Annotated in this window: 21 protein-coding genes and 1 tRNA gene; 10 read left to right on the forward strand and 12 right to left on the reverse strand. The window is 48.9% G+C overall.

Annotated elements, in window-relative coordinates:
- Positions 1 to 90: 90 nt before the first annotated feature.
- Both H6F72_RS03750 and H6F72_RS03755 read left to right on the forward strand, forming a co-directional pair.
- Positions 91 to 657 (forward strand): SRPBCC family protein, encoded by a 567-nt coding sequence (locus tag H6F72_RS03750; protein WP_190431892.1) that lies wholly within the window; start codon positions 91 to 93, stop codon positions 655 to 657.
- 61 nt (positions 658 to 718) lie between these two features.
- Entirely contained in the window at positions 719 to 1,522 is an 804-nt protein-coding gene (locus H6F72_RS03755; protein WP_190431894.1) for a hypothetical protein, read from the forward strand.
- 59 nt (positions 1,523 to 1,581) lie between these two features.
- Here H6F72_RS03755 and H6F72_RS03760 read toward each other — a convergent pair whose 3' ends face one another.
- Complete coding sequence (locus H6F72_RS03760) at positions 1,582 to 1,902, reverse strand: hypothetical protein (protein ID WP_199298832.1); 321 nt, start codon at positions 1,900 to 1,902, stop codon at positions 1,582 to 1,584.
- Between the two features lie 105 nt (positions 1,903 to 2,007).
- Positions 2,008 to 3,180, reverse strand: a complete 1,173-nt coding sequence (locus H6F72_RS03765) for a class I SAM-dependent methyltransferase (protein WP_190431897.1) — start codon at positions 3,178 to 3,180, stop codon at positions 2,008 to 2,010.
- Between the two features lie 470 nt (positions 3,181 to 3,650).
- On the opposite strand from H6F72_RS03765, the gene H6F72_RS03770 reads away from it, so the two are divergent.
- Positions 3,651 to 4,844 carry a site-specific integrase gene (locus tag H6F72_RS03770; RefSeq protein ID WP_190431899.1) on the forward strand — a complete coding sequence of 398 codons (1,194 nt, stop codon included), beginning with the start codon at positions 3,651 to 3,653 and terminating at the stop codon, positions 4,842 to 4,844.
- A 435-nt stretch (positions 4,845 to 5,279) separates the two neighbouring features.
- Here H6F72_RS03770 and H6F72_RS03775 read toward each other — a convergent pair whose 3' ends face one another.
- Both H6F72_RS03775 and H6F72_RS03780 read right to left on the reverse strand, forming a co-directional pair.
- Positions 5,280 to 5,744 carry a DNA-binding protein gene (locus H6F72_RS03775; RefSeq protein WP_190431901.1) on the reverse strand — a complete coding sequence of 155 codons (465 nt, stop codon included), beginning with the start codon at positions 5,742 to 5,744 and terminating at the stop codon, positions 5,280 to 5,282.
- 102 nt (positions 5,745 to 5,846) lie between these two features.
- Positions 5,847 to 6,050 (reverse strand): hypothetical protein, encoded by a 204-nt coding sequence (locus H6F72_RS03780; RefSeq protein WP_190431903.1) that lies wholly within the window; start codon positions 6,048 to 6,050, stop codon positions 5,847 to 5,849.
- 149 nt (positions 6,051 to 6,199) lie between these two features.
- Here H6F72_RS03780 and H6F72_RS03785 point away from each other — a divergent pair, with 149 nt between their 5' ends.
- Both H6F72_RS03785 and H6F72_RS03790 read left to right on the forward strand, forming a co-directional pair.
- Positions 6,200 to 7,303, forward strand: coding sequence for a DUF262 domain-containing protein (locus H6F72_RS03785; RefSeq protein WP_190431905.1), 1,104 nt, complete (start codon positions 6,200 to 6,202; stop codon positions 7,301 to 7,303).
- Complete coding sequence (locus H6F72_RS03790; protein WP_190431907.1) at positions 7,300 to 7,956, forward strand: MAE_28990/MAE_18760 family HEPN-like nuclease; 657 nt, start codon at positions 7,300 to 7,302, stop codon at positions 7,954 to 7,956. The genes H6F72_RS03785 and H6F72_RS03790 overlap by 4 nt, the downstream gene beginning before the upstream one ends.
- A gap of 592 nt (positions 7,957 to 8,548) precedes the next feature.
- On the opposite strand, the gene H6F72_RS03795 is transcribed toward H6F72_RS03790, so the two are convergent.
- From H6F72_RS03795 to H6F72_RS03825, 7 genes are all read right to left on the reverse strand, one after another.
- Positions 8,549 to 8,621, reverse strand: a tRNA-Phe gene (locus tag H6F72_RS03795).
- Between the two features lie 90 nt (positions 8,622 to 8,711).
- Entirely contained in the window at positions 8,712 to 9,197 is a 486-nt protein-coding gene (locus H6F72_RS03800; protein WP_206755415.1) for a PPC domain-containing protein, read from the reverse strand.
- A gap of 34 nt (positions 9,198 to 9,231) precedes the next feature.
- The gene (locus H6F72_RS03805; protein ID WP_242016742.1) at positions 9,232 to 9,990 is read right to left on the reverse strand and encodes an ABC transporter ATP-binding protein; all 759 of its coding nucleotides are present in this window, start codon (positions 9,988 to 9,990) and stop codon (positions 9,232 to 9,234) included.
- The gene (locus H6F72_RS03810; RefSeq protein WP_190431909.1) at positions 9,987 to 10,796 is read right to left on the reverse strand and encodes an ABC transporter ATP-binding protein; all 810 of its coding nucleotides are present in this window, start codon (positions 10,794 to 10,796) and stop codon (positions 9,987 to 9,989) included. Before H6F72_RS03810 ends, H6F72_RS03805 begins: the two co-directional genes overlap by 4 nt.
- A gap of 112 nt (positions 10,797 to 10,908) precedes the next feature.
- Positions 10,909 to 11,871: a branched-chain amino acid ABC transporter permease gene (locus H6F72_RS03815; protein ID WP_190431911.1), complete on the reverse strand. Its 963-nt coding sequence runs from the start codon at positions 11,869 to 11,871 to the stop codon at positions 10,909 to 10,911.
- A 2-nt stretch (positions 11,872 to 11,873) separates the two neighbouring features.
- Positions 11,874 to 12,824, reverse strand: a complete 951-nt coding sequence (locus H6F72_RS03820; RefSeq protein WP_190431913.1) for a branched-chain amino acid ABC transporter permease — start codon at positions 12,822 to 12,824, stop codon at positions 11,874 to 11,876.
- A gap of 21 nt (positions 12,825 to 12,845) precedes the next feature.
- Positions 12,846 to 14,069, reverse strand: a complete 1,224-nt coding sequence (locus H6F72_RS03825; protein WP_190431915.1) for an ABC transporter substrate-binding protein — start codon at positions 14,067 to 14,069, stop codon at positions 12,846 to 12,848.
- Between the two features lie 373 nt (positions 14,070 to 14,442).
- Here H6F72_RS03825 and H6F72_RS03830 point away from each other — a divergent pair, with 373 nt between their 5' ends.
- Positions 14,443 to 14,814 carry a hypothetical protein gene (locus H6F72_RS03830; RefSeq protein ID WP_190431917.1) on the forward strand — a complete coding sequence of 124 codons (372 nt, stop codon included), beginning with the start codon at positions 14,443 to 14,445 and terminating at the stop codon, positions 14,812 to 14,814.
- A 32-nt stretch (positions 14,815 to 14,846) separates the two neighbouring features.
- Here H6F72_RS03830 and H6F72_RS03835 read toward each other — a convergent pair whose 3' ends face one another.
- A complete protein-coding gene (locus tag H6F72_RS03835) occupies positions 14,847 to 15,539 on the reverse strand; it encodes a ComF family protein (protein ID WP_190431919.1) in 693 nt (230 codons plus the stop codon).
- A 311-nt stretch (positions 15,540 to 15,850) separates the two neighbouring features.
- On the opposite strand from H6F72_RS03835, the gene H6F72_RS03840 reads away from it, so the two are divergent.
- The 4 genes from H6F72_RS03840 to H6F72_RS03855 all read left to right on the forward strand — a co-directional run bounded on the left by H6F72_RS03840 (position 15,851) and on the right by H6F72_RS03855 (position 24,687).
- Positions 15,851 to 18,910, forward strand: a complete 3,060-nt coding sequence (locus H6F72_RS03840) for an ATP-binding protein (RefSeq protein WP_190431921.1) — start codon at positions 15,851 to 15,853, stop codon at positions 18,908 to 18,910.
- 9 nt (positions 18,911 to 18,919) lie between these two features.
- Positions 18,920 to 20,839, forward strand: a complete 1,920-nt coding sequence (locus H6F72_RS03845) for a CHASE3 domain-containing protein (protein ID WP_199298834.1) — start codon at positions 18,920 to 18,922, stop codon at positions 20,837 to 20,839.
- A gap of 41 nt (positions 20,840 to 20,880) precedes the next feature.
- Entirely contained in the window at positions 20,881 to 21,336 is a 456-nt protein-coding gene (locus H6F72_RS03850) for a response regulator (protein ID WP_190431923.1), read from the forward strand.
- A gap of 126 nt (positions 21,337 to 21,462) precedes the next feature.
- Positions 21,463 to 24,687 carry a response regulator gene (locus H6F72_RS03855; RefSeq protein ID WP_190431925.1) on the forward strand — a complete coding sequence of 1,075 codons (3,225 nt, stop codon included), beginning with the start codon at positions 21,463 to 21,465 and terminating at the stop codon, positions 24,685 to 24,687.
- Positions 24,688 to 24,725 lie beyond the last annotated feature (38 nt).

The raw sequence follows: 24,725 nt of genomic DNA on the forward strand, positions 1-24,725 counted from the left end.
GGCCAAAATTTCCTAATGCCTGAAAAGGCAAGGTTTTAATCTAGGCTGGTTAGGCGTTTCTATTGGCTTATCAGGAGTTCCTGAGTCTACATGACTGCTGACCTATTTAATGACGATTGTCTGGCATCGATCCCCAACCGCAGTCAGAGCGAACATGAAGCTCTGCTACGAGGCGAGATTCTACTGAGTACAAGAGCCTATTCTGCTTGGGGAGGGGCGGTTACAGCTTCGATGTATTTGCCCCTGTCGCGATCGCTGGCTTGGCAGCAGCTAACCGACTACCCCCGTTGGGTACAGTACTTTCCTGATCTGGTGCGCAGTGAAGTGCTGCAACGAGGCGATAGTCTAGGGTCAGGGGGAAAACGGCTTTACCAGGTGGCAAACAAGGCATTTCTCTTTTTTACTGCTCAAGTTGAGGTTTACCTGCGGGTAGTAGAGACTGTGCATCAAAAAATTCAGTTTCGCCAAGAGCAAGGCAGCTTTACTGATTTTGCCGCTGAATTGACTCTGCAAGATTATCGCACAGGAACGCTTCTGGCCTACTCGGTGCAAGCCACCCCTGCGATTCCGGTGCCGACGCTGTTTGTGCAACAAGCAATCCAGCTAGATTTGCCAACTAACATGCGGCAGATGCGCCAAGTGCTTTGTGTTAAGTAGATTGAAACTTGGCTTGAGCTAGATTGTGATTGATTGTCCACCCTCATTGACTGAGGTTTTTATGACTGCTTGCTTCCAGCTTCAACCGCGCCCTCAAGATGATGCTTTAGCTCCAAAACATGCTCGTTTGGCTCGTCGGAGCAAAATTGGTTGGACAAAAGTGGCGATCGCGGCTTTGAGTTCGGTGATGTCGGTCGGTTTGATGGATGCTGCGACAGCGGCAACACCTGCTTCTTTGGCTGACTCTCCCGCAGCCCAGAAACTCAATAAGATGTTTTCCCCCAAGATCCAGCAAATCCTTAACTCTTGCGCTCAGCAGGGTAGCGTTAACTTGAGCGCGGGCGCTGACAAAGATGGCTCGGTCATTTGCGCCAATGGGACTCGGAACTCCTCGGTGCAGTTTAATGAATATGTCAGTACGGTGTCCGATTTTCTCTCAGCTAGTTTCTTAGTCGGGGTGCGTGCCGCTCTACAATCTTATCCAGGGGCGCAAATGGATATGGTAACCAGTTACCTAGCCACCCCAGATGGCAAAGCTTCCTTGCAAGATGCGCTGACTAATGCCATTACCACCAGTGGCCTAGTGCCGCAAAGTTCTCAGAAGTCTGTCAGTTTTCTAGTGAATCGGGTGATGCAGCGATCGCTACCGATTTTACAAAACACAAATAAATTCAGTAACTTGTTGGGCAGTACAGAGCAGTACCGCAAGGTGGCGAATAACTTCTGCAAACCCCCTGGCATGACGGTAGAGAAAGCTAGAACCTTAGTTCCGCAACTAGATGCGGTGCAAATCTACGCCATCTGTGTGCAGGAATCCGGCTTATCTGATGAAGTCCAAAAGGAGATCCAACAGCCAAACAAGTAGCCATGCAAGAAGAACGGCGGGCGTAATTGCCCAGCTTTGATGCAGTCTGTTAGGAGATGTTAGGCGGGCGATCGCGCTGTTGCTGGCTCTACAGGAGTTTCAGGTGCGATCGCCTCTACGTCTGCTTGCACAATGCGTAAAATTCGAGCAATGTAGACCGCTCGCTGTTGCTCCCGTTCTGCGGCAGCTTGGGGATCTGGCTGGTAAGCGTCAATTTCTGCGTGGGATAGTAAGCCTTTCGCTTGGGCGAGGCGTTCTACTGTGTCAAGGCGATCGCGTAATACAGACACCTCTTCGGCGAGGGCAAGGACCATTGCCAGCAATTTATCGGTTTCTGGATTCTCGAAGTAAAGGGGTCGTTTGCCTTTGGCGATGGCCATCACTGCTCCTAGGCGATTGCGCCTTGGTTATACTTGAGAGATCTATAGCAATCCAGAGCAATCCGAAATGGGTTGTGAAAAGTGCATTTCTCACAACCCTCAACCTTATAAATCATTCTGGATAGGACTGCTATCTTTATGGGCAGCTAAGAGAAACCAGTTGCCCCGACTGCCAAAGCCTCCATCTTTTAACTGGTCTGTTTTTAATTCCATTGCTGCCACCGTTTGAGTGATGTTTTCAGCAGCAAAGCCAGCTTGTAGAGTGAGTGCTTCTAAGTCTAGCTGGCGCATCGCTCCCCACCAAGGTTCATTGTTATTTTGAGTTTCCCAGTCAAACATAAAGGCGCTGAAGGGGTCCATGTTGCGGTAGAGCGGCGCTTCCGCATGTACCATTAATCCACCTGGCTTGAGCAGGCGATTGCATTCACGCAGGATATTGGCGATCGCGTGGGGCGGAGCTTCGTGCAAAAGGATATGAGAAACGATGAGATCAAAGGAGGCATCAAGAAAATCTGTATGTTCAGCGTTCTGTTGGGAAAAATGCACCCGCTTCCCTAATGCTTCAGCCCGTGCATGAGCATAGCGCAGCGTAGGAGCAGCGACATCAATGGCCTGTACTTCTGCATCTGGATAGGCATCTACATAAGGCAGGGTGCTATGCCCGACCGAACATCCTAAGTCTAAAATCTTCTCCGGTTGCCAATCAGGATATTGCAGCTTGAGATAGTTTTGAATGACTGCTTGGCCCATGGCATCATTCAACGGGCCAAGCCGACCCATCGCATAGAGATAGACACCGCGATCGTAGGTGACCCCTGCTGCAATATCCTCGTCGCGATATTCACTGTGATAACCCCCTGGCATACAGTGGATATCCACCGCTGTATGATAAACCGGAACTTCTAACGTGGGATTCAGAGTTAACGAGCCGATCGCCTGAGTCTGGAGTTGTTGCGATCGCGCCATCAGTTCTGGAAGTTGTCGCTCAACACTGAGGTTGACGGATTCCCACAGCATCTCCTGAGCGGTACGCCGTAATGCTCCCCACATACAGTAGTAGGATTCTTGCTGCATTAATTGGCGAATTTCATGCTGCGTTTCGGGCGATCGCTGGTGTTCTTGATCAAATTTCGGTTTGAGTCGTTGCTCATAAATGGTACGGTTGTTCGGTGAGATCTGTGTCGCAATGTGTTGTTTCAGACTATGGACAAATTGTTGACGAGCCAACTCATCATGGGTGGGTTGCGGTAGCATCGCATGTTGTACTTGCTCATCCATGACGGCACCTCCTAGCTCCAAAACTTTTGATTCATGAGCCTACGTGGTGTAGATCCAATCACCTTCGAGGCAGAGGCTCACCCACTAATCTAGCGACTGGATCTGCATCTGCCGCGATCGCGTTGTAAAAATTTGTACGCTGGGGAGCAAGATGGTTTGAGTTTCAATGGAGTGCTAGACACGCTTTTGGGCGTGGCCGATATTTAGTGCAGTAACTACTAAAACAAAGCCCTCTGAAAGTTTAGTTTCAGAGGGCTTTTAGTTTCATCCGGTATGCCAGGAACGAGACTTGAACTCGTGACACGAGGATTTTCAGTCCTAGAATCTATAACTTCTGAAATTCTTGCTATGTAAGGGTTATAGGTTTATCGCGGTTTTATCTCAATTCAATTTATCGCAGTTTTATCGCAGTTATGCTAGGTTTTGCTTGGTGGTACAGCTAATTCAAGCCACTGAGAGCAGAGGATAAAATGCGACCAATCAACCCCAAAAACAACAATGGCAGCATCAAGCTTGAGTTTAGTTATGCGGGTAAGCGGCACTCGTTAGCACCTGGGGGTAAGTTTGACGATCCGATCGCATTGGGTAACGCGCAAAGAATCGCAGCTCAGATTTACAACGATTGCCTTACTGGTAACTTCGATCCAACGCTATCGAAATACAAGCCAGCTACAGCACCGAACTTTAAAGGGAGAAGCGTTCAGGCAGTACAAGAAGATCTAGAAGCTGCTAGGGAAGCGTTGAAACTACGCTGTATCTCTTTAGGGTTATGGGATAAATACGTCGATTACAAACGTCCTAGTGTCTCCCCTAGTACGATCGCGAAGGATTACCAAAAGGTCAAAAACTATCTGCTTAAAGCTCCCAAGATGGGAGGTGCCAAGGAATTAATAAATTCCACAGATTTTCGCGACTGGCTCCTTAAGCAAACAACGCCAGCAGCAACTAAGAAGGTTATCACTCAAGTTTCAGCCTGCTGTGATTGGGCGATCGATGAAAAACTATTGAGAGAAAATCCCTTCTTGGGAATGGCAAAGAAAATCAAGCTGCCTAAATCAGCTAAAGCAAAGAAGCCAGAAGCATTTACGAGGGAGGAACAAGTCAGAATTATTGAAGCGTTCAAAACCAATCAATTTCGCTCTAAAGCTGATAGGTTTGGTCACTCCTGCTACGCTCCCTATGTAGAGTTCCTATTCGCTAGCGGTTGTAGACCATCTGAGGTATTACCCTTGCAGTGGAAGCACATAAACCCCGATCTGAAGGTAATTAGGTTTACTCAAGCATTAGTAGAGGGTGAAGGCGGGCGGGTGTTGAAAGATGGGTTGAAGACGCAATCTGAAAGAGTGGTACCAACAAGTAAACGTATTCAAGCGTTATTGGAATCGATCAAGCCTGAAAACTGCAAGCCTGAACAGCTAGTTTTTCCTGCAATTGAAGGCGGTTATATTGATCATCACAACTTTTGCAATCGCCAGTGGAAGGCTGTTTTAGAAGGGCTGAAGATACCATACAGAAAGCCTTATTCGACTAGACACTCTCTAATTACTGATGCCTTAGACTTAGGTATGGATGCTAAGGACGTATCTGCGTTAGTTGGTAATTCAGCAAAAATGATTTATGAGCATTATGCATCTCAGAAAAAAGGAATAACCCTACCTGAGTAGAGCCAACCGTCGATAACGCCCTAAGTTGTCAAAGAATCAATTTTCCCGACCATGGGGTTAGTCATTTATAGAAGTAAGTTAAACTTCTGAAGTTAAACTAGGTTGGAAATATGGGTAAAGGGTCATAAATCAGCTATGACCCTTTTGTTTTGAAACAGGTTAGATAACTCCACCTTATTGATTTGTCGAGCGTAGTGCTTGAAAACGTCCGATCGGTTTTGTCTATTTAAAGCGTGCTGAACTTAAGTTACCGGGTGGAGTCGGTTCAGAAATTCTGCATGAGACGTGGGGTTAAGGCATTTATCAAACTAAGTTGAACTTCAGAAGTTAATCTTACTTACATAAATGCTTACAGGGTAGCCAATCACCAGCTACCCTTTTTTGTGTCAATACAGACTAGGTAGTTCTACCTTATTAATCTGTCGTGCCTTCTTATTAAGGATTCGGAGCTAAATGAGAGACGATCGATTGAATATTGGGCTTTTCCTTAACAGCTTCCAGGAAAGCGGCTTTTAATTGCTCGTATTTCTTGTCTCGTTCTTCAAGCCTTGCTTTGAGGTCAGTAATTAGCAACATTGCTTCCTCCAGTTCTTTCCCTTGTTTATCTAGCGCTTCATCTTGCGATCGCACTCTGTCATCATTGAATCTGTTCTCTGCAACTAATAAGGCTACATTCCAAAGATTTTCAGCCATCTCTCTGATTGGCTCTGGCAAAGGCTCTCTACGATTTTCGGCCCTTGCTATTTCCTCCTTGTAGTCCTCCCTAAACTCCTTCATATACTTAGTGACAGTGGTAAAAGAACATTTGGTAGCCTTCTGTACCAAGTCAACTGTGGGCCTCTTATTTTCACTTAGGATCATGAGGGCTGCCCCATAGATTTTCTCTTTCGCTCCAGCCATAATAGAAGTGTAGTAAATATGTACTACTACACCTTACTACAGATTGCCTGGGCTATGTAGTGAGGTGTAGTCTTTACTTTTTACTACACTTGTACAGGTGCCCTAAAAGCCTATAAGTTTTTCAATTTTAAGACGTGTAGAAGTTCTAAGAAGAATGGGCATAACAGCTTCAGCGGTTGTATTCTGCGTAAAGCCTATAGGTTTCCCACTTTTGCTATCTGCTTTAAATGCGATTAATTCAGGCTCTCCATTTGTATCGCTCGCGCCTAGCCAAGGTGCAGTACGTGTCTTAGCAGTTGCATTCACGCACAAACCTAAAGGTTTCTGGCTTTTGCTGTACTCTATGAATGAAGCCTGATAATTGAGTCTTTAGATAGCAGTAGAATGGAAACTCCTAGGACTATTCTTTCGCTGTAATGATTTGTCTAGGAAGCCATTGAGATAAACCTTGACCTATGTCTCTGCAAGAAGAAATCGATAAAACAAGAAAAGAAATTCGAACAGATGGTTATTTGATGTCTGTTGGGGAATGGATTAGTCTTTACGAAAAAAATGAAATTGATATTCATCCAGAGTTTCAAAGATTCTTTCGTTGGACAGAACATCAAAAATCAACTTTTATAGAATCAATCCTTCTTGGCATACCAATCCCACCAATTTTTGTAAGTCAGAGAGATGATGGTATTTGGGATGTTGTAGATGGTCTCCAGAGGCTATCTACAATATATGAACTTGTTGGTATTTTTAAAGATGCAGAAGACGTACAAAGACCCCCTCTTGCTCTTCAGAAGACAAAGTATTTACCATCATTGGAAGGGAAGAAATGGGATGATCAAGAACACCCAAACAATTCTTTTACCCAAGCACAGCGCTTATTGATTAAGAGGGCAAAAATCGCAGTTAGTATTATTGAAAAAGAAAGTGATGAAATGGCAAAATATGAGCTATTTCAGAGACTTAATACTGGAGGTTCAGCTGCTACACCTCAAGAAGTCAGAAATTGCATTCTTGTGATGTTGAATAGAGATCTACAACACTGGATGCGCGCACTGGCAGATTATGAACCTTTTCAAAACTGTATTGCTTTAACCGATAGGCTCTATATTGAACAATATGATATGGAATTACTATTGCGATTTATTTCTCTATTTGATACCGATAAAAAGGATCTTAAAGGCTTAGGTGATGTCGGGGCTTTCTTGACAGATAAGATGATTGAAATAGCTCAAAACGGGGATATAGACTATGAGTATTTAGAAAGAGCATTCAAAACGACTTTTGATGTTCTCAATGAAGCTATAGGTGATGATAGTTTCAAGAGATATATACCTGATCAAGATAGATTTATGGGTGGATTCCTATTATCTTCCTATGAAGTGGTCGCTCTAGGAATCGGATACCATCATAGAAACTTACCTCCTATTGAAGAAATACCTACTCGCATAAAAAGTGTTTGGTCATCTAAGTCTTACAAGAATTGGTCTGGCGGAGGTACGAACGCTGCAAGACGTTTACCTCGTCTTATCCCTTTTGGTAGAGAAATATTCGCCCCTTCATGAGTCTTCGAACTGCTGAACAATTAAGCGATAGACTTTCGACTGAATTGGCATGGCGGAAAAAGGAACTTTCTGAATTCAAGTCGTTGGTCGAAGCAAAAAGCACTTCACTTCAAAGGCATACTGTCTTAATTCGAAGTGGGATAGTAATTCTTTATGCTCATTGGGAAGGTTTCGTTAAGTCAGCATCAAACTATTATTTAGAGTTTGTTGCTATGCAGAAGCTTCGTTATGAGCAACTTTCTAGTAACTTTTTAGCTTTAGCCATGAAAACTAAGCTTAATGAAGCAAGGGAAACAAATAAAGCATCGTTATATATACCTGTGTGTGATTTTTTTGTTGGCAACCTCCACCAACGATGCTCTTTGCCCTATAAAGATGTTATTTCTACCGGTTCTAATCTTTCATCGGAAATCATGAAGGAAATAACACACATTCTTGGATTGGATTTTTCACCTTACTCTACTAAATCTGTACTGATTGATACCAAGCTTTTAGGAGCACGAAATAGCATTGCACACGGCAATTATGGGTCAATTGATAGAGAAGAATATATAGAACTACATACAGAAGTTATAGGTATGCTTAATGATTTTCGTAACCAGATAGAAGTTGCTGCTATTAATAAAGACTTTATGCGAACTAAAAAAAACTAAATCAATCGCCTTGTTACCTTCAGATTTAATTGAATCAGGAAGGTTTTTTAATTGCTTATTTATCTTAAGTTTTTGCTTACTCTCAGTTTTTATTTCTTGTTTTACTTCGTATTCATTTCTTTTGCGATCGCTCTAGAAACCTTTCACTCAAAAATGGCGATGCTAGACCAGATGGCTCAGATAGTACAAATAAACTATCTTGGCTATGGACTCGCTATGGACGGTGGTTATTCCCTTTCAACCCAATATTGCTTGAAAAGTAAAACGCGTTCCGTAGGTAAATTGCAATCCTGCCCTAGCAAGCTTTATTTGCTTCTTGAGCACACTTCATGAGCTTTAAGCAGACTATATGCCCCAATTAAGCTCAAAGGCGCTAGAGGTCGAAAACAAGGGTTTGAGTTTGTTCTTACAGTCCAGCCTGAGAGGTTAGGTGCCTCTATAGTTTATAAGTACTATCGAATAAGGGCTTTAGGGGAACTGCGATAAACACTTATCGCAGTTTTATCGCAGATATCGCAGATAAAAAATTGAGTCCTAGTGTTTCCAATTAGAAAAACGACTTAGGACTCACGCTAGATATAGAGTTTTGATATGCCAGGAACGAGACTTGAACTCGTGACACGAGGATTTTCAGTCCTCTGCTCTACCAACTGAGCTATCCCGGCGAGGGGCGCTTTGTTTTCGGCGCTTTATTAAATTAACAAATCTATCTAACTGTGGCAAGAGGTAAAGTCAAAAATTTTCGGATAAGCTCCTCAAGGGATTTGTTGAGCGGGTGAGCGAGTCACCTGGAGTTGGAAAGAGCCGCCTGTAGTTTGCCCAAAATTTTGTACTCGGATTGTATAGCGATCGCTCTGGGGAATTGTAACCGCAAGAGCAGCGTTGGTCGTGCCATCTTCAGCATCATCGTTCTCAGCCAGTGTAGAGCCATCGGGTGAAATCACAGCCAGCATGGGGTCGAAGGTTTCTGAAGTCACGGTGATGGTAATTTGCTCTCTCGCCTTACAGGTGATCACATAATCTCTGGCAAAACCCCCTTGCCCTGTAGGAATATCCCGGTTGGAGAGTTGATCCGAGATAGAGCGATTGAACTGCAAGGCTGGCGGTTTATAGAGCTGACTCCGGGCCTCAACGGCAACGGGAGCGAAAGTACTAGCGAGGACTGCCGAGGCCAGGGATAGGATAAATTTATGCCAGCAAGCAGCAGGACGATTCAACACAAAGAAGTTTAGCGATCGCATGAGACAGAGATGAGAGTAAAGAAAAAGCAACGAGTTAACCTAAGTAAGCTTGCTTGACGCGATCATCTTGCAGCAGGTCTTGAGCAGGTCCGATGAGGGTGATTTGGCCTGCTTCTAACACATAGCCGCGATCGGCAGCTTGCAGGGCGAGGTGGGCGTTTTGCTCCACGAGCAGAATTGTGACACCAGTATTACGCAGATTCTTGATGATATTGAAGATTTCCCGCACGATCGCCGGGGCTAAGCCCAAACTGGGTTCATCTAACAGTAATAACTTGGGGCGGCTCATCAAAGCGCGGGCGATCGCTAGCATTTGTTGCTCCCCACCACTGAGGGTGCCTGCGAGTTGGTAGCGCCGTTCTGCCAAGCGGGGAAAGAGCTGAAATTGCTGCTCGATGTCTTGCTTGACGGCAGCGGCATGGGAGCGGACATAAGCCCCTAGCTCCAAGTTGTCGAGAATAGTTTGCTTGGCTAAAACTCGGCGGCCTTCGGGGGAGTGAGCCATGCCTAGGGCCACTACTTCATGCGCTTTACGACGGGTAATGTCGCGTCCAGCGTAGACAATTTGGCCGTGGCGTGGATTCAAGATGCGAGAGATGGTGCGGAGTGTGGTAGTTTTGCCCGCACCGTTCGCGCCGATCAGCGTCACTACTTCGCCCTGATTCACCACTAAGTTGATTTCTTGCAGGGCTTGAATGCCGCCATAGTTGACGCTGAGACCGCGCACCTCTAGCAGGGGCAAGTCAGTTGCAGGATGCCTTAGCGGTTCCATTTGCTCTTGGGTTGTACTCATACATCGCCCCCTAAGTAAGCTTCGATCACAGCAGGGTTAACTTTCACCTCAGCAGGCTGACCGAGGGCAATCAGTTTGCCAAAATTGAGTACTGCAATGCGATCGCACAGCCCCATCACCAAGGGCACGTGATGTTCGATCAGCAGTACCGTCAAGTTAAATTGGGTGCGAATATCGCGGATAAACTCACTCAATTGTTGTTTTTCGTTGGGGTTCATGCCTGCCGCAGGTTCATCCAGGAGCAGAACTTGCGGTTCCAAGGCTAAGGCCCGGGCAATTTCCAGGCGGCGTTGGTCTCCGTAGGGAAAGTTGCAAGCTTTTTCCGTAGCGCGATCGCTCAACCCTACCAGTTTGAGGAGTTCTAAAGATTTTGCTTGGGTTTGGCGTTCCTCTTGGGGAGCAGGCGGCAAGCCAAACACACCCGTAAACAGGCCACTTTTGGTATGAATGTGCTGCGCGATCATGACGTTTTCTAGCGCCGACAAGTCAGCAAACAGACGAATATTCTGGAACGTTCGAGCAATGCCCTTGGCCGCAATTCGGTGCGGTCGTTGCCGTGAGATGTCAGCACCTTGATGGAGCAACTGGCCGCTAGAGGGGGGAATCAGCCCCGTGATCAAGTTGAATAAGGTGGTTTTGCCTGCGCCATTTGGACCAATCAAGCCAAAGATCTCACCCGGATGAACGGTAAAAGAAACTGTATCTACCGCACACAGCCCTCCAAAACGGCGAGTCAACGCCTTGGCTTCCAAGAGAGGCTGACGCGGTACAGCAGAGCTACTTTCCAGAACAGGCGATTCGGTCATGGGTGCAGGCTAAGATTGGAGAAACTGGTATAGACGCACTCTAAATCATTTATGGTGGTGCTGGAAATGGCAGGTTGAACAGGGCTGCGATCGCCCTAACGCCTGCATAAAATCACTTCCGCGCTCCCGTTGGCATCATCTTTTTAGTGCGATCGCGCCGTTTGAACAAATCGGGTGTGACTAAACCCTGAGGAAAAAAGATCGTGCCGATGACGATCAGCAAGCCGAAGATAATCAAGCGACCGTCTCGCAAGAAGCTAGCCAACCAGAGCGGGAGATTCGGTGTATCCGCGATCGCCCGCAGCACTTCCGGTAAAGCGGTGAAGACCATGCCCCCTAAGACAGGCCCAGCCACGGTTCTAGAACCACCAATCAAGACAAACGTGAGATAAATAATGCTGGCATCAAAGGTGCCTTGCCGAGCATTCCAGGTATTGATGAAGTGGGCACTCACCGCGCCGACGACCCCTGCGAGAATGGCTCCCAGCGTAAAGGCTAAGACTTTGTAGTATGTGGGATTAATCCCCATCGCATCGGCTGCGAGTTCATCTTCCCGGATGGCAATTAGAGCGCGACCAATGCGGATGTTCTCCAGACGGTAGACAAAGAACATACTCAGGAGCAGCAGCGGCACCACAATCCACAGATATCCCAGTGGGGTCTGAAACGGTTGCGGGATGCCAAAGATCCCGACTGCACCTCCGGTAATTTCTAGGTTGAGAGCAAGGACACGCAAAATTTCTACGAAGGCAATGGTAGCGATCGCCAGATAGATGCCGCGTAACCGTAGAGCTGGCACACCAACCAAGACTCCGAGCGCTCCAGACACCGCTCCCGCAATCACCATTTCTAGTAACAACAACGGGATAGAAAAGGTAGCACCCGTAGAAGGGAACACCTTGGTAGACAAGATCGCCGCAATATATCCCCCTAAAGCATAGAACCCAGGACTGGCAAGAGATAGCTGCCCTGCCATTAGTGGTAAATAGAGAGACAGCCCCAACATCGCCCCCAGCAACATAGAGACAATCAGGAAGCCGTAGGTTGCCAGAAAGTCAGAACCATAATTAGACATGATTAAACCTTTTGCACGAAGGTACGACCCAACAGACCTTGCGGTCGCACCAATAGCATCAGAAATAGAATGCCAAAGGCGGCTGCATCTTTGTAAGCCGAGTAGTCAGAGGGGACAAACGCTTCCACTAAGCCAATAACTACCCCCCCTAACACAGCTCCAGGGATACTGCCTAATCCACCCAGCACAATCACTGCTAATCCTTTGAGGCCAAAGCCAATACCAAAGTAAGGCCCCGCAATCCCGACGCTAGAGCCAACTAACGTTCCTGCCAAACCACCTAGAAAGCTACTGACGAAAAAGGTCAAGACAATAAAGCGATCGGTATTGATGCCGAGCAGACTGGCAGTTGTGGGGTCTTCTGCCACAGCTTTCATCGCTTTGCCGAACTTAGTGCGGTTAATCAAAAAGGTTAAAATCCCCAAGATCACCACAGAAACAGCAAAAATGATCACCTGTACGGTGCGAATCATGATCGGTTGGGCGACAGTGCCAAAGTTAATGGCTGCTGGCAAATCGCCATAGGTATTATTGGGGAAGGTATAAATCTCTGCCCCCACTAGATACTGAATCAAGTTCACAATCACCACTGCCACACCCAAGCTGGAAACCACGGTGAGTAGCGGATCAGCGCGGCGTTGGCGCAACGGTTGAAAGGCAATTCGCTCGACAGCTACACCGACCAAACCTGCTAAACCACTGCCCAATACCAAGGCTAAAGCAAACGGCAGTTGCACCGGGAGAGAGGCATTCGCTAGCAAGCCGTTAAAACCAAACGCTCCGCCCATGAGCGTGTAGGTGAAGTAAGCTCCGAGGGTGAAAATAGCACCGTGGGCAAAGTTAATAATGCCTAAGATCGAGAAGACCAGGGTATAGCCCAAAGCAAAAATGGCATAAACACTGCCGATCGATAAGCCATTCAAGAACTGCTGAAAAAACAGAGTAAAACTCATCAATTTCTCTGCGAGCTAAGCCTACTTGAGAAACACAAACTTGCCACTATCACGATCGCCTTCCATTTTGATTTGGGCGACATAGAACTCCTTCTGCACCACTTCACCCTCTGGAGTGAACGCAATCTCGCCTAAGGGAGTCGCATATTGCCCCCGCAAAATCTCCTGATTTAACGCCGTCCGCAGCTCAGCGATCGCTCCTGGATTGGGTTTAGCTTTGTCTCCCATTTTTTGTAAGGCTTCGACAAAAACCTGCACTCCTGCGAAAGCTTGAGCGCTGAATTGAGGTGGCTCCTTCTTGTATTGAGCTTGATAAGCCTTGCGGAAAGCTGCATTCACTTCACCAGGATGCTCTGGGCTATACGCTTGAGCAATTAAAATGCCATCACAGAGCGCCTTGCAAACCGGAAAGATATTAGAGGTGTTCAGGCCATTGCCGCCAATAATTGCACCTTTGTAACCTAGTTCCCGCAGCTGCCGCACCAAGTTACCGCCATCGGCAGCCAACCCAGAAATAATTACCAATTCCGGTTTGAGATTGAGTGTATTTGTGACTTGGGTTTGAAAGTCGGTGTCTGTTGTTTGAAACTTCTGGACTGTAATCAGATCGAGGTTTTGGTCTTTTACCGTCTGCTGAAAGGTTTCAGTTTCCGATTTACTAAAGGCATCGTTTTGAGCGTAAAAAACCGCTACTTTCTTGATGCCAGGATTCAGTTTTAGCGCCGCTTTGACTGCGTTTGGAGCTACCACCGCCACCGGAGCGGAAACTCTGGCAACGTAGTCTCCAATCTGCGGCACACCTTTCGCAGTATTAGAAGGGCCAAGGACAGGAACCTTCGCTCGGTCTGCGACTGGATCGGCTCCAAAGGCTTGCTGAGACAAAGTTGGCCCAACAATGCCGACTACTTTGTCTCTAGTAATCAAAGTTTGAAACGCATTAATCGCTCCTGCTTCATCTCCAGCGGTGTCCTGAAACACGAGTTTGATTGGGGTGCCGTTGATACCACCTTTTTCATTGAAATATTTCTCGGCAATCTTGGCTCCTGCCACTTGCTCTTGCCCTAACAAAGCCACGTTGCTAGTTTGGGCTACGGCAATGCCAATGGAAATCGGTGTACCTGTACTGGATGTGGTGGTATTAGTTGTATTGTTGGTGGCTGTGTTGTTGGAATTGGGACTACAAGCTCCCAGAAATAAAGCTCCAGTAACTAATAGAGAAGATGTATAAGCGGAAAACTTTTTCATGGCTGGACGGCGTGGGAATTTAGCGCTGATGCAAGAGCCAGTTGGGTAAATTGCTTAATTGCAGGCTCAGTATGGACCCAAAGGGTTGGTAATTTCTTTATCATCCCATGAGCGTGTGATCAAGCGGTATCGACCTAGATGCTCGACGAAAACCTCACCACATCCTACTCTGCCAACCGAAACTTGCTTGACTCTGCATTCGCGATCGCCCAGGTGCAGCCGCTTAAATTAATCTGAAAAGAATTAGAATTATTTTTATAAATTAAACCGTGCTTGGTAAAATCTTTGAAATTATCAATTACTTATTAGTTAAGGATTAATTTTAGACAGTGATTCAGAAGAATTTCAACGCTAAAGTCTAGCTGAGGTCTAGATGAATATTTCGGAACAACTCAGCCATCAACGAGTTAAACATATCGTCAATAGTTATCAATTGCATCTTGAGCCAAGCGACTTAATTGATGACTTTGAAGATTACTTAGCAGATCTCCTACGAGTTTATCCAGCCGCTCTGATTGAATTAGCGCTGGTGGAGACGTTAGTAGACAATTGGTTAACTGTCCCTCTCGTTAGAGGATTTCAATTCCTATTGCAGGCGCATCAGAAGCTTAAGACTTGGGAACAACAGCCCATTGTGAGCACGATTACACCAGAGCAATTTCAACAAATTGCTGGCCTAGATCCTAGCCCAATCTTTGGCCCCACTCGGCCCACACGGATGCAACCTACTGTACATCCTTCTTAAAGCACCTTAAATTCACAAATCTCATACGCGGCTTAGTATTGCGCCTGAGCGATCGCGATGATGCCACAAACCTTAATTCCTTGCGATCGCAGGATTTGGGCGGCTGACTGTACTGTTGCTCCAGTCGTGTAAATGTCATCGAGTAGCAACACCGGGCGATCGCGCGTGCCTCGCCATACAGATTGATTCAGCGCAAAAGCCGCTGCCAAGTTCTGCTCTCGAGCGACTTGGGACAAACCAAATTGAGCTTCTGTGGCTCGAATTCGCACTAAACCTTGCCGCTGCAAGGGCAAACCTGTTTGCTCACAAAAGCTCTGGGCTAAGAGTTCGGCTTGGTTATACCCACGTTGTTTTAGTTTGGCGGTGTGGAGTGGAATGGGCACCACGATGGGTAAGGGTGCCGCCGAGGTTGGATGAACGAGATGTTTTGGCCCTTGCTTGAGCCAAGCTTGCCCTAACCATTGCCCTAGAGGCTGCGCGACTTGGGGTTGGTAGTCATACTTCAAGCCCGCTAGCACCCGTTTGAGCGTGCCGCCATATTTGCCCCAAGCAAACACCGGGAGTTGCCCCTGCCACTGCGCCGCTGGAGCTGGCAAAGCAGAGCGTTGGAGCTGGCGATCGCAGTCGAGGCAAAAGGTGGCGGCAGTCGATCGCTGACACAACGGGCAAGGAGACTCCAGGAGTACATTCAGCCAAGCTTTCAACGGATGAGTCCAGTGGCGCATCAACAAACCCAGTGCAGTTATGGAGTAGATCAGTTTGTTCAGTTCTCTCTAGCCAGTTTGCTCTGTTCAGTTCGTAGAGAAACCTTGCTTCCTTAGACTACACAGCTCGTCTCAAGATCTATCTGTAGACAGAGCGGGATCAAGTGGAAAAGGTTCTTGGAGTCGTTGCTGAATTTAGCTCAATCAGTCTTGATAGAAAGGCTATGTCCTTAAACCCAGAATTGGGTTTTGGGCACCCTGCTCTGTGCTGGGTATGCAGGTCTGTTGACGCTGATCTATTTGATTGATCTATTTAGAGTGAAGGCTGGTTGATGACGGTGAGGTACACGGCTCTACAACATTACGGTATCGCTGTATTTACAGTGGCGATCGCCTTGGTCCTCACCTGCTTACTGCAACCCTTACTGAGTCATACCCCAGCCCTACTATTTTTTATTGCGATTGTTATCAACACTTGGTACAGCGGTGTAGGCCCAGGGTTTGCGGCTGGTTTTCTCTCAGCCTTGGCCTTTGAGTTTTTCATCAATCTCCCCTTGTTCCAGTTCAACTTTACTGAAACAGATCTGCTGCGCCTTGGTGCTGGGATTGCCGCAGTGGTGGTGACAAACTTGCTCCACCACAGGCTTTGGGTGGCAAAGCGACAAGCTCATTTGCGAGGTCTGAAGCTCTGGGAAAGCCGAGAACAACTCAGTTTGGCGATCGAAGCCGCCCAAATGGGCAATTGGGATTGGGACATCCGTACAGGTAAAGTTAGCTGGTCACGCCAACAAGAGCGATTATTTGGCCTGCCCGAGGACTCCTTTCCGGGTACCGTGAGCGCCTTTTTAGCTTGTGTGCACCCAGACGATCGCGATCGCCTCGCCCAATCTTTTAAGGTAGCGCAAGCCTCTAGAGCCGACTATAGCGAAGAGTTTCGGATTATTTGGCCCGATGGCACGCTGCATTGGATCGTCAGTCGGGGGCGGTTTCTGCAAAATGAGATTAGTCAACCGATCCGAATGTTCGGGACCGTTCTAGATATTACCGAACGTAAGCAAGCAGAGGAGGTGCTGCGCCAATCTCACGACGAATTGGAACGGTTGGTGGAAGAACGCACTTTAGCGCTCACCCAAGCCAATGTGATTTTGCACCAGGAGATTGCAGAACGCCAGCAGGCCCAGGAAGCTTTGTATCGGCGAGAGCAAGAATCGAAAGCCCTCTTGGATAACACCCCGGATGTAATTATTCGCTGCGATCGCGCCTTTCGCTATGTCTATGTCAATCCAGCCGTAGAGCGCATCACCGGATTCCCTGCCGCTTTCTTCTTGGGCCACACGAGTCAAGAACATGGTTTGCCAGAGTCATTCTGTCAAGCTTGGGACAGCAGCATGGAGCAAATGTTTGCCACAGGAAAAGAGCAGACAGTGGAATTTAAAGCTCCTAGCCTGCAAGGATGGCGCACTTATCAATCACGGGTGGTACCCGAGTTGGATGCTGAAGGAAACGTTCAATATGCCTTGATCGTCAGCCGCGACATCACCGCCCTCAAGCAAGCGGAAGCCGAACGGGTGCAGTTGATCCAAGCCCAAGCTGCACGGGCGGAAGCGGAAGCCGCCCAACAACGCGCCGCTTTTTTAGCTCAAGTGAGTGCTCAACTCGCGACTTCCTTGGAGTCTGAAATGGCCTTGCAAGCGCTCGCTCAGGTTATCGTGCCCAACTTGGCAGACTACTGCCTGATTTATGTCCGAGATGAAAGTTCAGACCTAATTCGTCGCGTGGCTGCGGCTCATGTTGATCCGACGCAGACAGAGCAATTACTAGCCTTCAATCAAAACTATCCTCTGCATCTGCAAGCCCAGGTGCCCGTAGCTGAGGCGATCCGGACCGGAAAAGCGTTTTGTCAGGCGGAGATAGCGGAGACATTTTTCCGGGAATTTCCCACCAGTTCTGGCCATATCACTGCGATCGAAAATTTGGCCACGCGGTCTTTTACGATTCAGCCGCTCCGGGGTAGCGATCGCATTTTGGGCGCTATTTTGCTGGCTACGACTGTCTCCGATCGGCGATATGGACCCGACGAAAGAGTGTTGGTGGAAGAAGTCGCGCACCGAGCTGCGATCGCGCTGGACAACGTGCGGTTATACCAGAAAGCGCAGCAAGCCAGAGCCGCGAGTGAAGCTGCCCGCCGCACCGCCGAAGCCGCCAATCGCATGAAAGATGAGTTTTTGGCTACCCTGTCCCACGAACTTCGCACTCCCCTCAATTCGATTTTGGGCTGGTCTCGCTTACTCACGCAGCGTCAGATGGATGCCGCTACCACCACACGCGCCTTAGAAACCATTGAGCGCAACGCTAAGTTGCAAGCCCAACTCATAGAAGACATTCTGGATGTTTCGCGGATTATTCGGGGCCAGCTGCGGCTTAATCTCTGCCCTACCGATTTAGTGACAGTGATTCAAGCGGCGATCGATGCGGCGCGCCCAGCGGCTGAAGCTAAGTCACTCCAAGTCACCTGTGCTTGTACTTCTCCCCGGTATCGAGTAACGGTTGATCCAGACCGGATTCAGCAAGTGGTATGGAATTTGCTCTCCAATGCCGTCAAGTTTACGCCGTCTGGAGGGCGAGTCGAGGTGCAGATGGAGCAAGTCCAAGCGCTGGGCAACTCCAACCTAGATTGCAATGGATCCCTGGGTGAGGCTCAAGTAGAAATTCGGGTCAGTGATACAGGCTTAGGCGTGGCACCGGAATTTCTGCCCCATGTCTTTGAGCGCTTCCGCCAAGCTGACAGCACCACGACGCGATCGCAAGGCGGGTTAGGGCTTGGTTTGGCGATCGTGCGTCACTTAGTTGAGTTGCATGGAGGCACAGTCCAAGCCACAAGTCCGGGGGAAGGGCAAGGCGCTACTTTTAGCGTGCGGCTCCCGCTGGTTACCAGGCCAGAACCCACTCAAATACCCAGTGCTCAGGAGTTGGGTGCCGTGGCTACAGACCCAGGGCCAACCCTAGAGGGGATGCAGGTTTTGTTGGTGGATGATGAAGTAGATATTAGAGAGTTATTCACGGTTGTTTTAGAAGCCCAAGGCGCTAAAGTCACTGCCGTGGCTGCGGTCGCGGAAGCCCTGGCTGTACTGCAACATTGCCAACCCGATGTGCTCGTCAGTGATATTGCGATGCCAGAGCGGGACGGCCATGAGTTGATTCAACAGGTGCGGGCCGATGCCAGGATTTGTCATATTCCGGCGATCGCCTTAACAGCCTACGCTGGTGAAGCAGAACAACAACGCTCTCTCACGGCTGGATTTCAGGTGCATTTGTCCAAGCCTGTAGAACCGATAGCCCTGACTCACGCGATCGCAACCTTAGTGAAATCTAGTCCTAAGGTCAGCCTCTGACAGTAACCTATGTCCAAGATTTTGCATCGTCGCCTCACGCTCTACTTCGCTTTTGGCCTTGCTGTTTTGGCGATCAATGTGGGAGTGTCGTACTACCATATCCTGCAACTGATCCGAAACAATGCCTCGGTCACTCATTCCCAAGAAGTGATTATCACCTTGGAGAGAATGCTTTCGACCTTGAAAGATGCCGAAACTGGACAACGAGGCTATCTCTTGACCGGGGCAACCCGCTATTTGCAGCCTTATAACAGTGCGATCGCTCAAATAAATCAGCGAGTGGAGCAGTTGCAATCCTTGACTAGGGACAACGCGAACCAGCAAGGTCGCCTCGCCTTCTTAAAACCTGTAATCAACCAGAAGTTAAGCGAACTCGACCAAACGATTCAATTGGGCCAGCAGAACGAGCTAGAGGCGGCTCGGCGGATTGTGTTGTCCAATCGAGGCAAACAACTGATGGATCAAATCCGCCTCACCGTTGCTGATATGCAGCAGGAGGAAGCAGACCTGTTAGCGCTGCGATCGCAGCAGTCCCGCGACAGCATCCGCCAAACCACGCTCGCCCTATCGCTAATTGCCATTCTGACCTTGCTGCTACTGGTAGGGTTTTATGCACTCATCACTCGTGACCTAACACGGCGCAAACGTGCAGAAGCCGCCCTGCAACGCTCGGCTCAACGCTTATCCATCCTGCATGATATTGATCGTGCCATCCTAGAAGCACACTCATCGCTAGAAATTGCTCAATCGGCGATCGCTCGTCTGTGCTATCTAGTACCTTGCCGACAAGCCTTGCTGTTGCGCTACGACTTTGAAGCTGGCGAAGCGCAGGTTTTAGGGAATAGCAGCAACGGAAAAGTTTCTCGGTTGGCAGTTGGCACCCGCCTACCCCTGGCATCCGTTTTACCTAATATCGAGCCATCTTCACCCTTGACTTTATCTAATCCGCCTCATGCCGTTGAGGCGCTAGAAGCAACTTGCCCTACCAATCTCTTGCCTGAGCCTACAGACGAACATGAAACCTGTTTGACGTTGCGGCTCAAAAGCGAAAGTACCTTGGTGGGAGAGCTGAGGTTGCTGGGCGCTCATGTGGCCACACTAACCCCTGAGCAGCGAGAAATCAGTCAGGAAGTCGCCAATCAACTGGCGATCGCGCTGGAGCAAGCCCAATTGCGAGAACAACTCCAGCAAAATGCCACGGAGCTAGAGAATCGGGTTTTAGAGCGCACCGCCCAACTCCAAGCAGCCAACACCGAGTTAGAGGCGTTTGGGTACTCGGTTTCTCATGACCTACGGGCACCCCTGAGAGCCATGCAAGGGTTTACACAAGCCTTGCTGGAAGATTATCAGGAAGCTCTAGATGAAGTTGGCCAGGACTACGCGCATCGCATCAGCAAAGCCGCTCAACGCATGGACACGTTGATTGAAGATTTGCTGGCGTACAGTCGCTTGAGCCGCGCTGAGTTGCAGCTACAACCGATCGATTTAACTGCTTTAGTCAGTGAGATTTTGGCGCAGCTAGACTTAGAAATTCGGCAACGCCACGCCCAAATTACGGTTGTGCCTCCGCTCCTCAGCGTCATGGGTCATCGCGTTACCCTGGTGCAAGTCCTGACCAACTTGCTGATGAATGCACTGAAGTTTGTGGGGGCGGGAGTGCAACCCCAAATTAAAGTTTGGGCGGAGACGCAACCGGATGGCGTGCGGCTGTGGGTGCAAGATAACGGCATCAGCATCGCTCCGCAACATCAAGAACGCATTTTTCGGGTTTTTGAGCGTTTGCACGGCACCGAAGCATATCCTGGCACTGGCATTGGTTTAGCGATTGTGCGTAAGGGGGTAGAACGCATGGGTGGTCGGGTCGGAGTTGAGTCTTGCCCTACCCAAGGCAGTCAGTTTTGGCTAGAGTTACCACAAGCCCAGAGCTAGACCAAGCTAGAGTTACAAGAGACAGAGACGGAGAGAGCGATATGATTTCAAGCACGTCAGGATCAGTTTTATTGGTGGAAGATGATCCAAATGACGTTTTACTCATTCAACGAGCCTTTACTAAAGCGAACCTCCCGGCTCCGATGCAGGTGCTAGACAATGGCGAAGCCGCTGTACTGTATTTGTCTGGCCAAGACCCTTATCGCGATCGCCATCAGCATCCCTTACCCAGTCTCGTGTTGCTCGACTTAAAACTTCCCCGCCGTTCTGGGCATGAAGTGCTAGCGTGGTTACGACAACAGCCTGAGCTAAAGCGTCTCCCCGTGATCGTGCTCACCTCCTCCCAAGAAATGGGCGATGTGAATCGGGCCTACGATTTGGGTGCAAATTCTTACTTGGTCAAGCCAGTGGCCTTCAACGCTTTATTAGACATTGTGAAAACGCTCGATCTCTATTGGATGAATCTCAATCAAGCTCCCACGCTGGCCCACGATTGAGCCTTGATGCCATCCCAGATGCGGTTTAGGATGCAAGTTAAAGCGATCGCGGCAATTGTATCCAGACCCGACTTGCAGTAACTTTTCTCTGGCGCAGCTTGAAGTGGATGTTCAGTTGGCAATCCTATGACAAGGATTTTGATTATCGATGACAACCCTGATGATCGCCTCCTGGTAAAGCGGGAGTTGCACCGGGAGTTCCAGGACGTAGAGCTTCAGGAAGTTGCTACTGCGGCGCAATTTACCCAAGCTCTGGCTACAGATACGTTTGACTTAGTCGTCACTGACTATCAGCTAGGTTGGAACAATGGGGTGGCGATCGCCCAAGCTATTAAAGCCCGTTATCCCGACTGTCCGGTGATTATGTTCACCAACAGCGGTAACGAAGAAGTGGCGGTAGCAGCGATGAAGGCTGGGGTAGAAGACTACATCCTCAAGTCTCCCAAACACACCTTTCGCTTAGCGATCGCCGTCCGCTCTGCTCTAGAACATGCGATCGAGCGACGCAAATCAGCTCAGTTACAACAACAACTCCAATCTTTGCTGGTGCGGCTGAATGTGGGTGTGTTTCGAGCGAGTGCAGATGGACATTTGCTAGAGAGCAATAGCGCCTTTCAAAAAATCCTGAAACTACCGCAGACTACCGCAGACCTAACGCTGAATTGGCAAGAACTGTTTTGCCATAATGACGACTACTTAGAATTTCAACAATGGTTACAAGCCAGTAGCCGCTACTACGAGCGCGAAGTGCAGCTCTGTAGCCAGGGTAGTCGCATTTGGGCTTTGCTCAGCGCCACCTTGAGCCAATCAGCTGATGGTAAAACTTTTATTGATGGCTTGTTAGAAGACATTACTCCCTACAAACAAGCCGCGATCGTTTTAGAAGAAACGAATCAAACCTTACAAGCGCTGATCCAAGCCTCTCCGCTCGGCATTACCATGCTGGACCCCGAAGGCCGCGTCCAGCTTTGGAACCCTGCCGCTGAAAAGATTTTTGGTTGGTCTGCGTCAGAAGTGCTGGATCAACCTCTCCCTAGTATTCCTGTCGATAAACAGGCAGAATTTTTACAAAATTTACAGACGACTTTAGCGGGCCAACTGCTCAGCGGATTTGAAACTTATCGCCAGCGCAAAGATGGAACATCGATCTTTATTGACTTATGGACGGCGGTGCTACGAGACGACAAGGGGCAGCCCAACAGCGTTGTGTCGCTGATGTCAGATGTATCCGAGCGTAAGCGTGCCGAGGTGGAGCGGCTGAAGCTGCTAGAGCGAGAACAAACGGCTCGAGCGGCGGCGGAAGCTGCGGAACAGCGATTTCGCGATTTGGTGAATGGACTCGACGCGATCGTGTGGGAAGCCGAAGCTAAAACTTGGCAGTTTACTTTTGTCAGCCAGCAAGCAGAAACGATGCTGGGCTACCCCATCGATCGCTGGCTGGAAGACGCAACTTTCTGGCCCAGCTTAATTCATCCAGACGATCGCGATCGCGTCTGCCAGATCTGCCAAACAGCGGCGACTACCTGCCAAAACCAAGATTTTGAGTATCGGGCGATCGCGGCGGATGGTCGAGTGATTTGGTTACGGGACATTGTTTACGTCGTCACTGATGCGTCCGGTCAAGCTCAGCAACTCCGGGGCGTGATGGTAGAAACCACCGAGCGCAGGCGGGCGGTGAGCGCTTTGCAGTTTTTGGCCGAAGCCAGCACTGTATTAGTGTCTTCGCTCGACTACGAAGCCACGCTTACCAGTATGGCGCAGCTCACCATTCCTACCTTGGCCGACTTCTGTACCATTGATATGGTGGAGGAGGGAGAAACGCTGCGGCGCTTAGCGATCGCTCACAGAGACCCGGCGCAAGCTCAAATGATGCAAGAACAATTGCAGCAGTACCCGCCCAATCTGACCAAGCCGCACCCTGCTTTCACTGCTTTACGCACTGGTAAGTCTGTGCTGATTCCGGAAATTTCCCCTGGGTTTTTGGCTGAAATTGCCCAGGATGCCCAGCATTTAGCTGTGTTACAGCGCTTAGCAGGCCGCTCTCTCATGTGCGTGCCTCTCGTAGCCCGCGAAAGAGTGTTGGGGGTTATTTCCCTAATTCGAGTGGGCTCCACGCGACCCTACCAATCAGCCGACTTGGACTTAGCAGAAGATTTAGCCCGTCGGGCGAGCGCCGCTGTAGACAATGCCCAACTTTACCAGGCAACCCAAACGGCTAATCGCATGAAGGACGAATTTCTCGCCATCGTGTCTCACGAGTTGCGATCGCCCCTCAATGCCATTCTGGGCTGGTCCCGCCTGTTGCGAAATCGCAATTTTGATCCTGCTACCACCGAGCGCGCCCTAGAAACCATTGAGCGCAATGCCAAGCTGCAAACCCAATTAATTGAAGACTTGCTCGATGTCTCCCGAGTGATGCGGGGCCAGATAAAGCTGCAAATGCGGCAACTCGACTTGGTGCCAGTGGTTGAAGCGGCCTTCGACGCTGCCCGCCCTTTACTCGAAGCCAAGTCGATGCAACTGCAACTCATTTTTGACCAACCCAATAGCTTCATCTTGGGTGATAGCGATCGCTTGCAGCAGGTAATTTGGAATTTGCTGTCCAATGCGATCAAGTTCACGCCTCCAGCAGGGCACATCACGATGCATCTGCGTCACTGCGAAACCACCGTAGAAATTGAAATCGCTGATACGGGGCAAGGCATTAGCCCCATGTTTCTCCCCCATGTCTTTGACCATTTTCGCCAAGCCGACAGTACAACAACTCGCTCTTTCGGTGGTTTGGGGCTAGGACTCGCGATCGTGCGGCATTTAGTCGAGCTACATGGGGGCCAAGTGAAAGCAGCCAGCCCAGGTATAGGCCAAGGCGCTACTTTTACCGTCCGCTTACCTCGTAGCTTGGGTCCTATCCCAGAGACTGTTCTACCTTCAGTCACATTGGCAGAACCCGCCACAACCTTCCCATCTACGTCCAATCTGAATAACTTACGCATTTTGGTGGTGGACGACGATGCTGATACCAGAGAATTTTTGATGACTGCTTTAATGCAGCAAGGGGCTGAGGTAAAAGCCGTTGGCTCCAGCCCAGCGGCCTTAGCCATGCGGCAACAGTGGCAACCTCAAGTGTTAGTCAGCGACATTGGCATGCCTGGTGAAGATGGCTACGTTTTAATCCGACAGTGGCGCGCGGCAGAAGCAACCCAAGGTCGCAATATCCCAGCGATCGCCTTGACTGCCTATGCCCAAGCAGAAGATCGCCAACAAGCTCTAGCCGCCGGATTTCAGCACCACTTATCCAAGCCTGTAAACTTGGCCGAGTTAATTAATTTGATTGTTAGCTTAGTCAGCTAACTGAATGAGTCGGCTAAGTCGGTTAAATAGCAGTCAGG

The organism is Trichocoleus sp. FACHB-46, from assembly GCF_014695385.1.
Taxonomy (GTDB): domain Bacteria; phylum Cyanobacteriota; class Cyanobacteriia; order FACHB-46; family FACHB-46; genus Trichocoleus.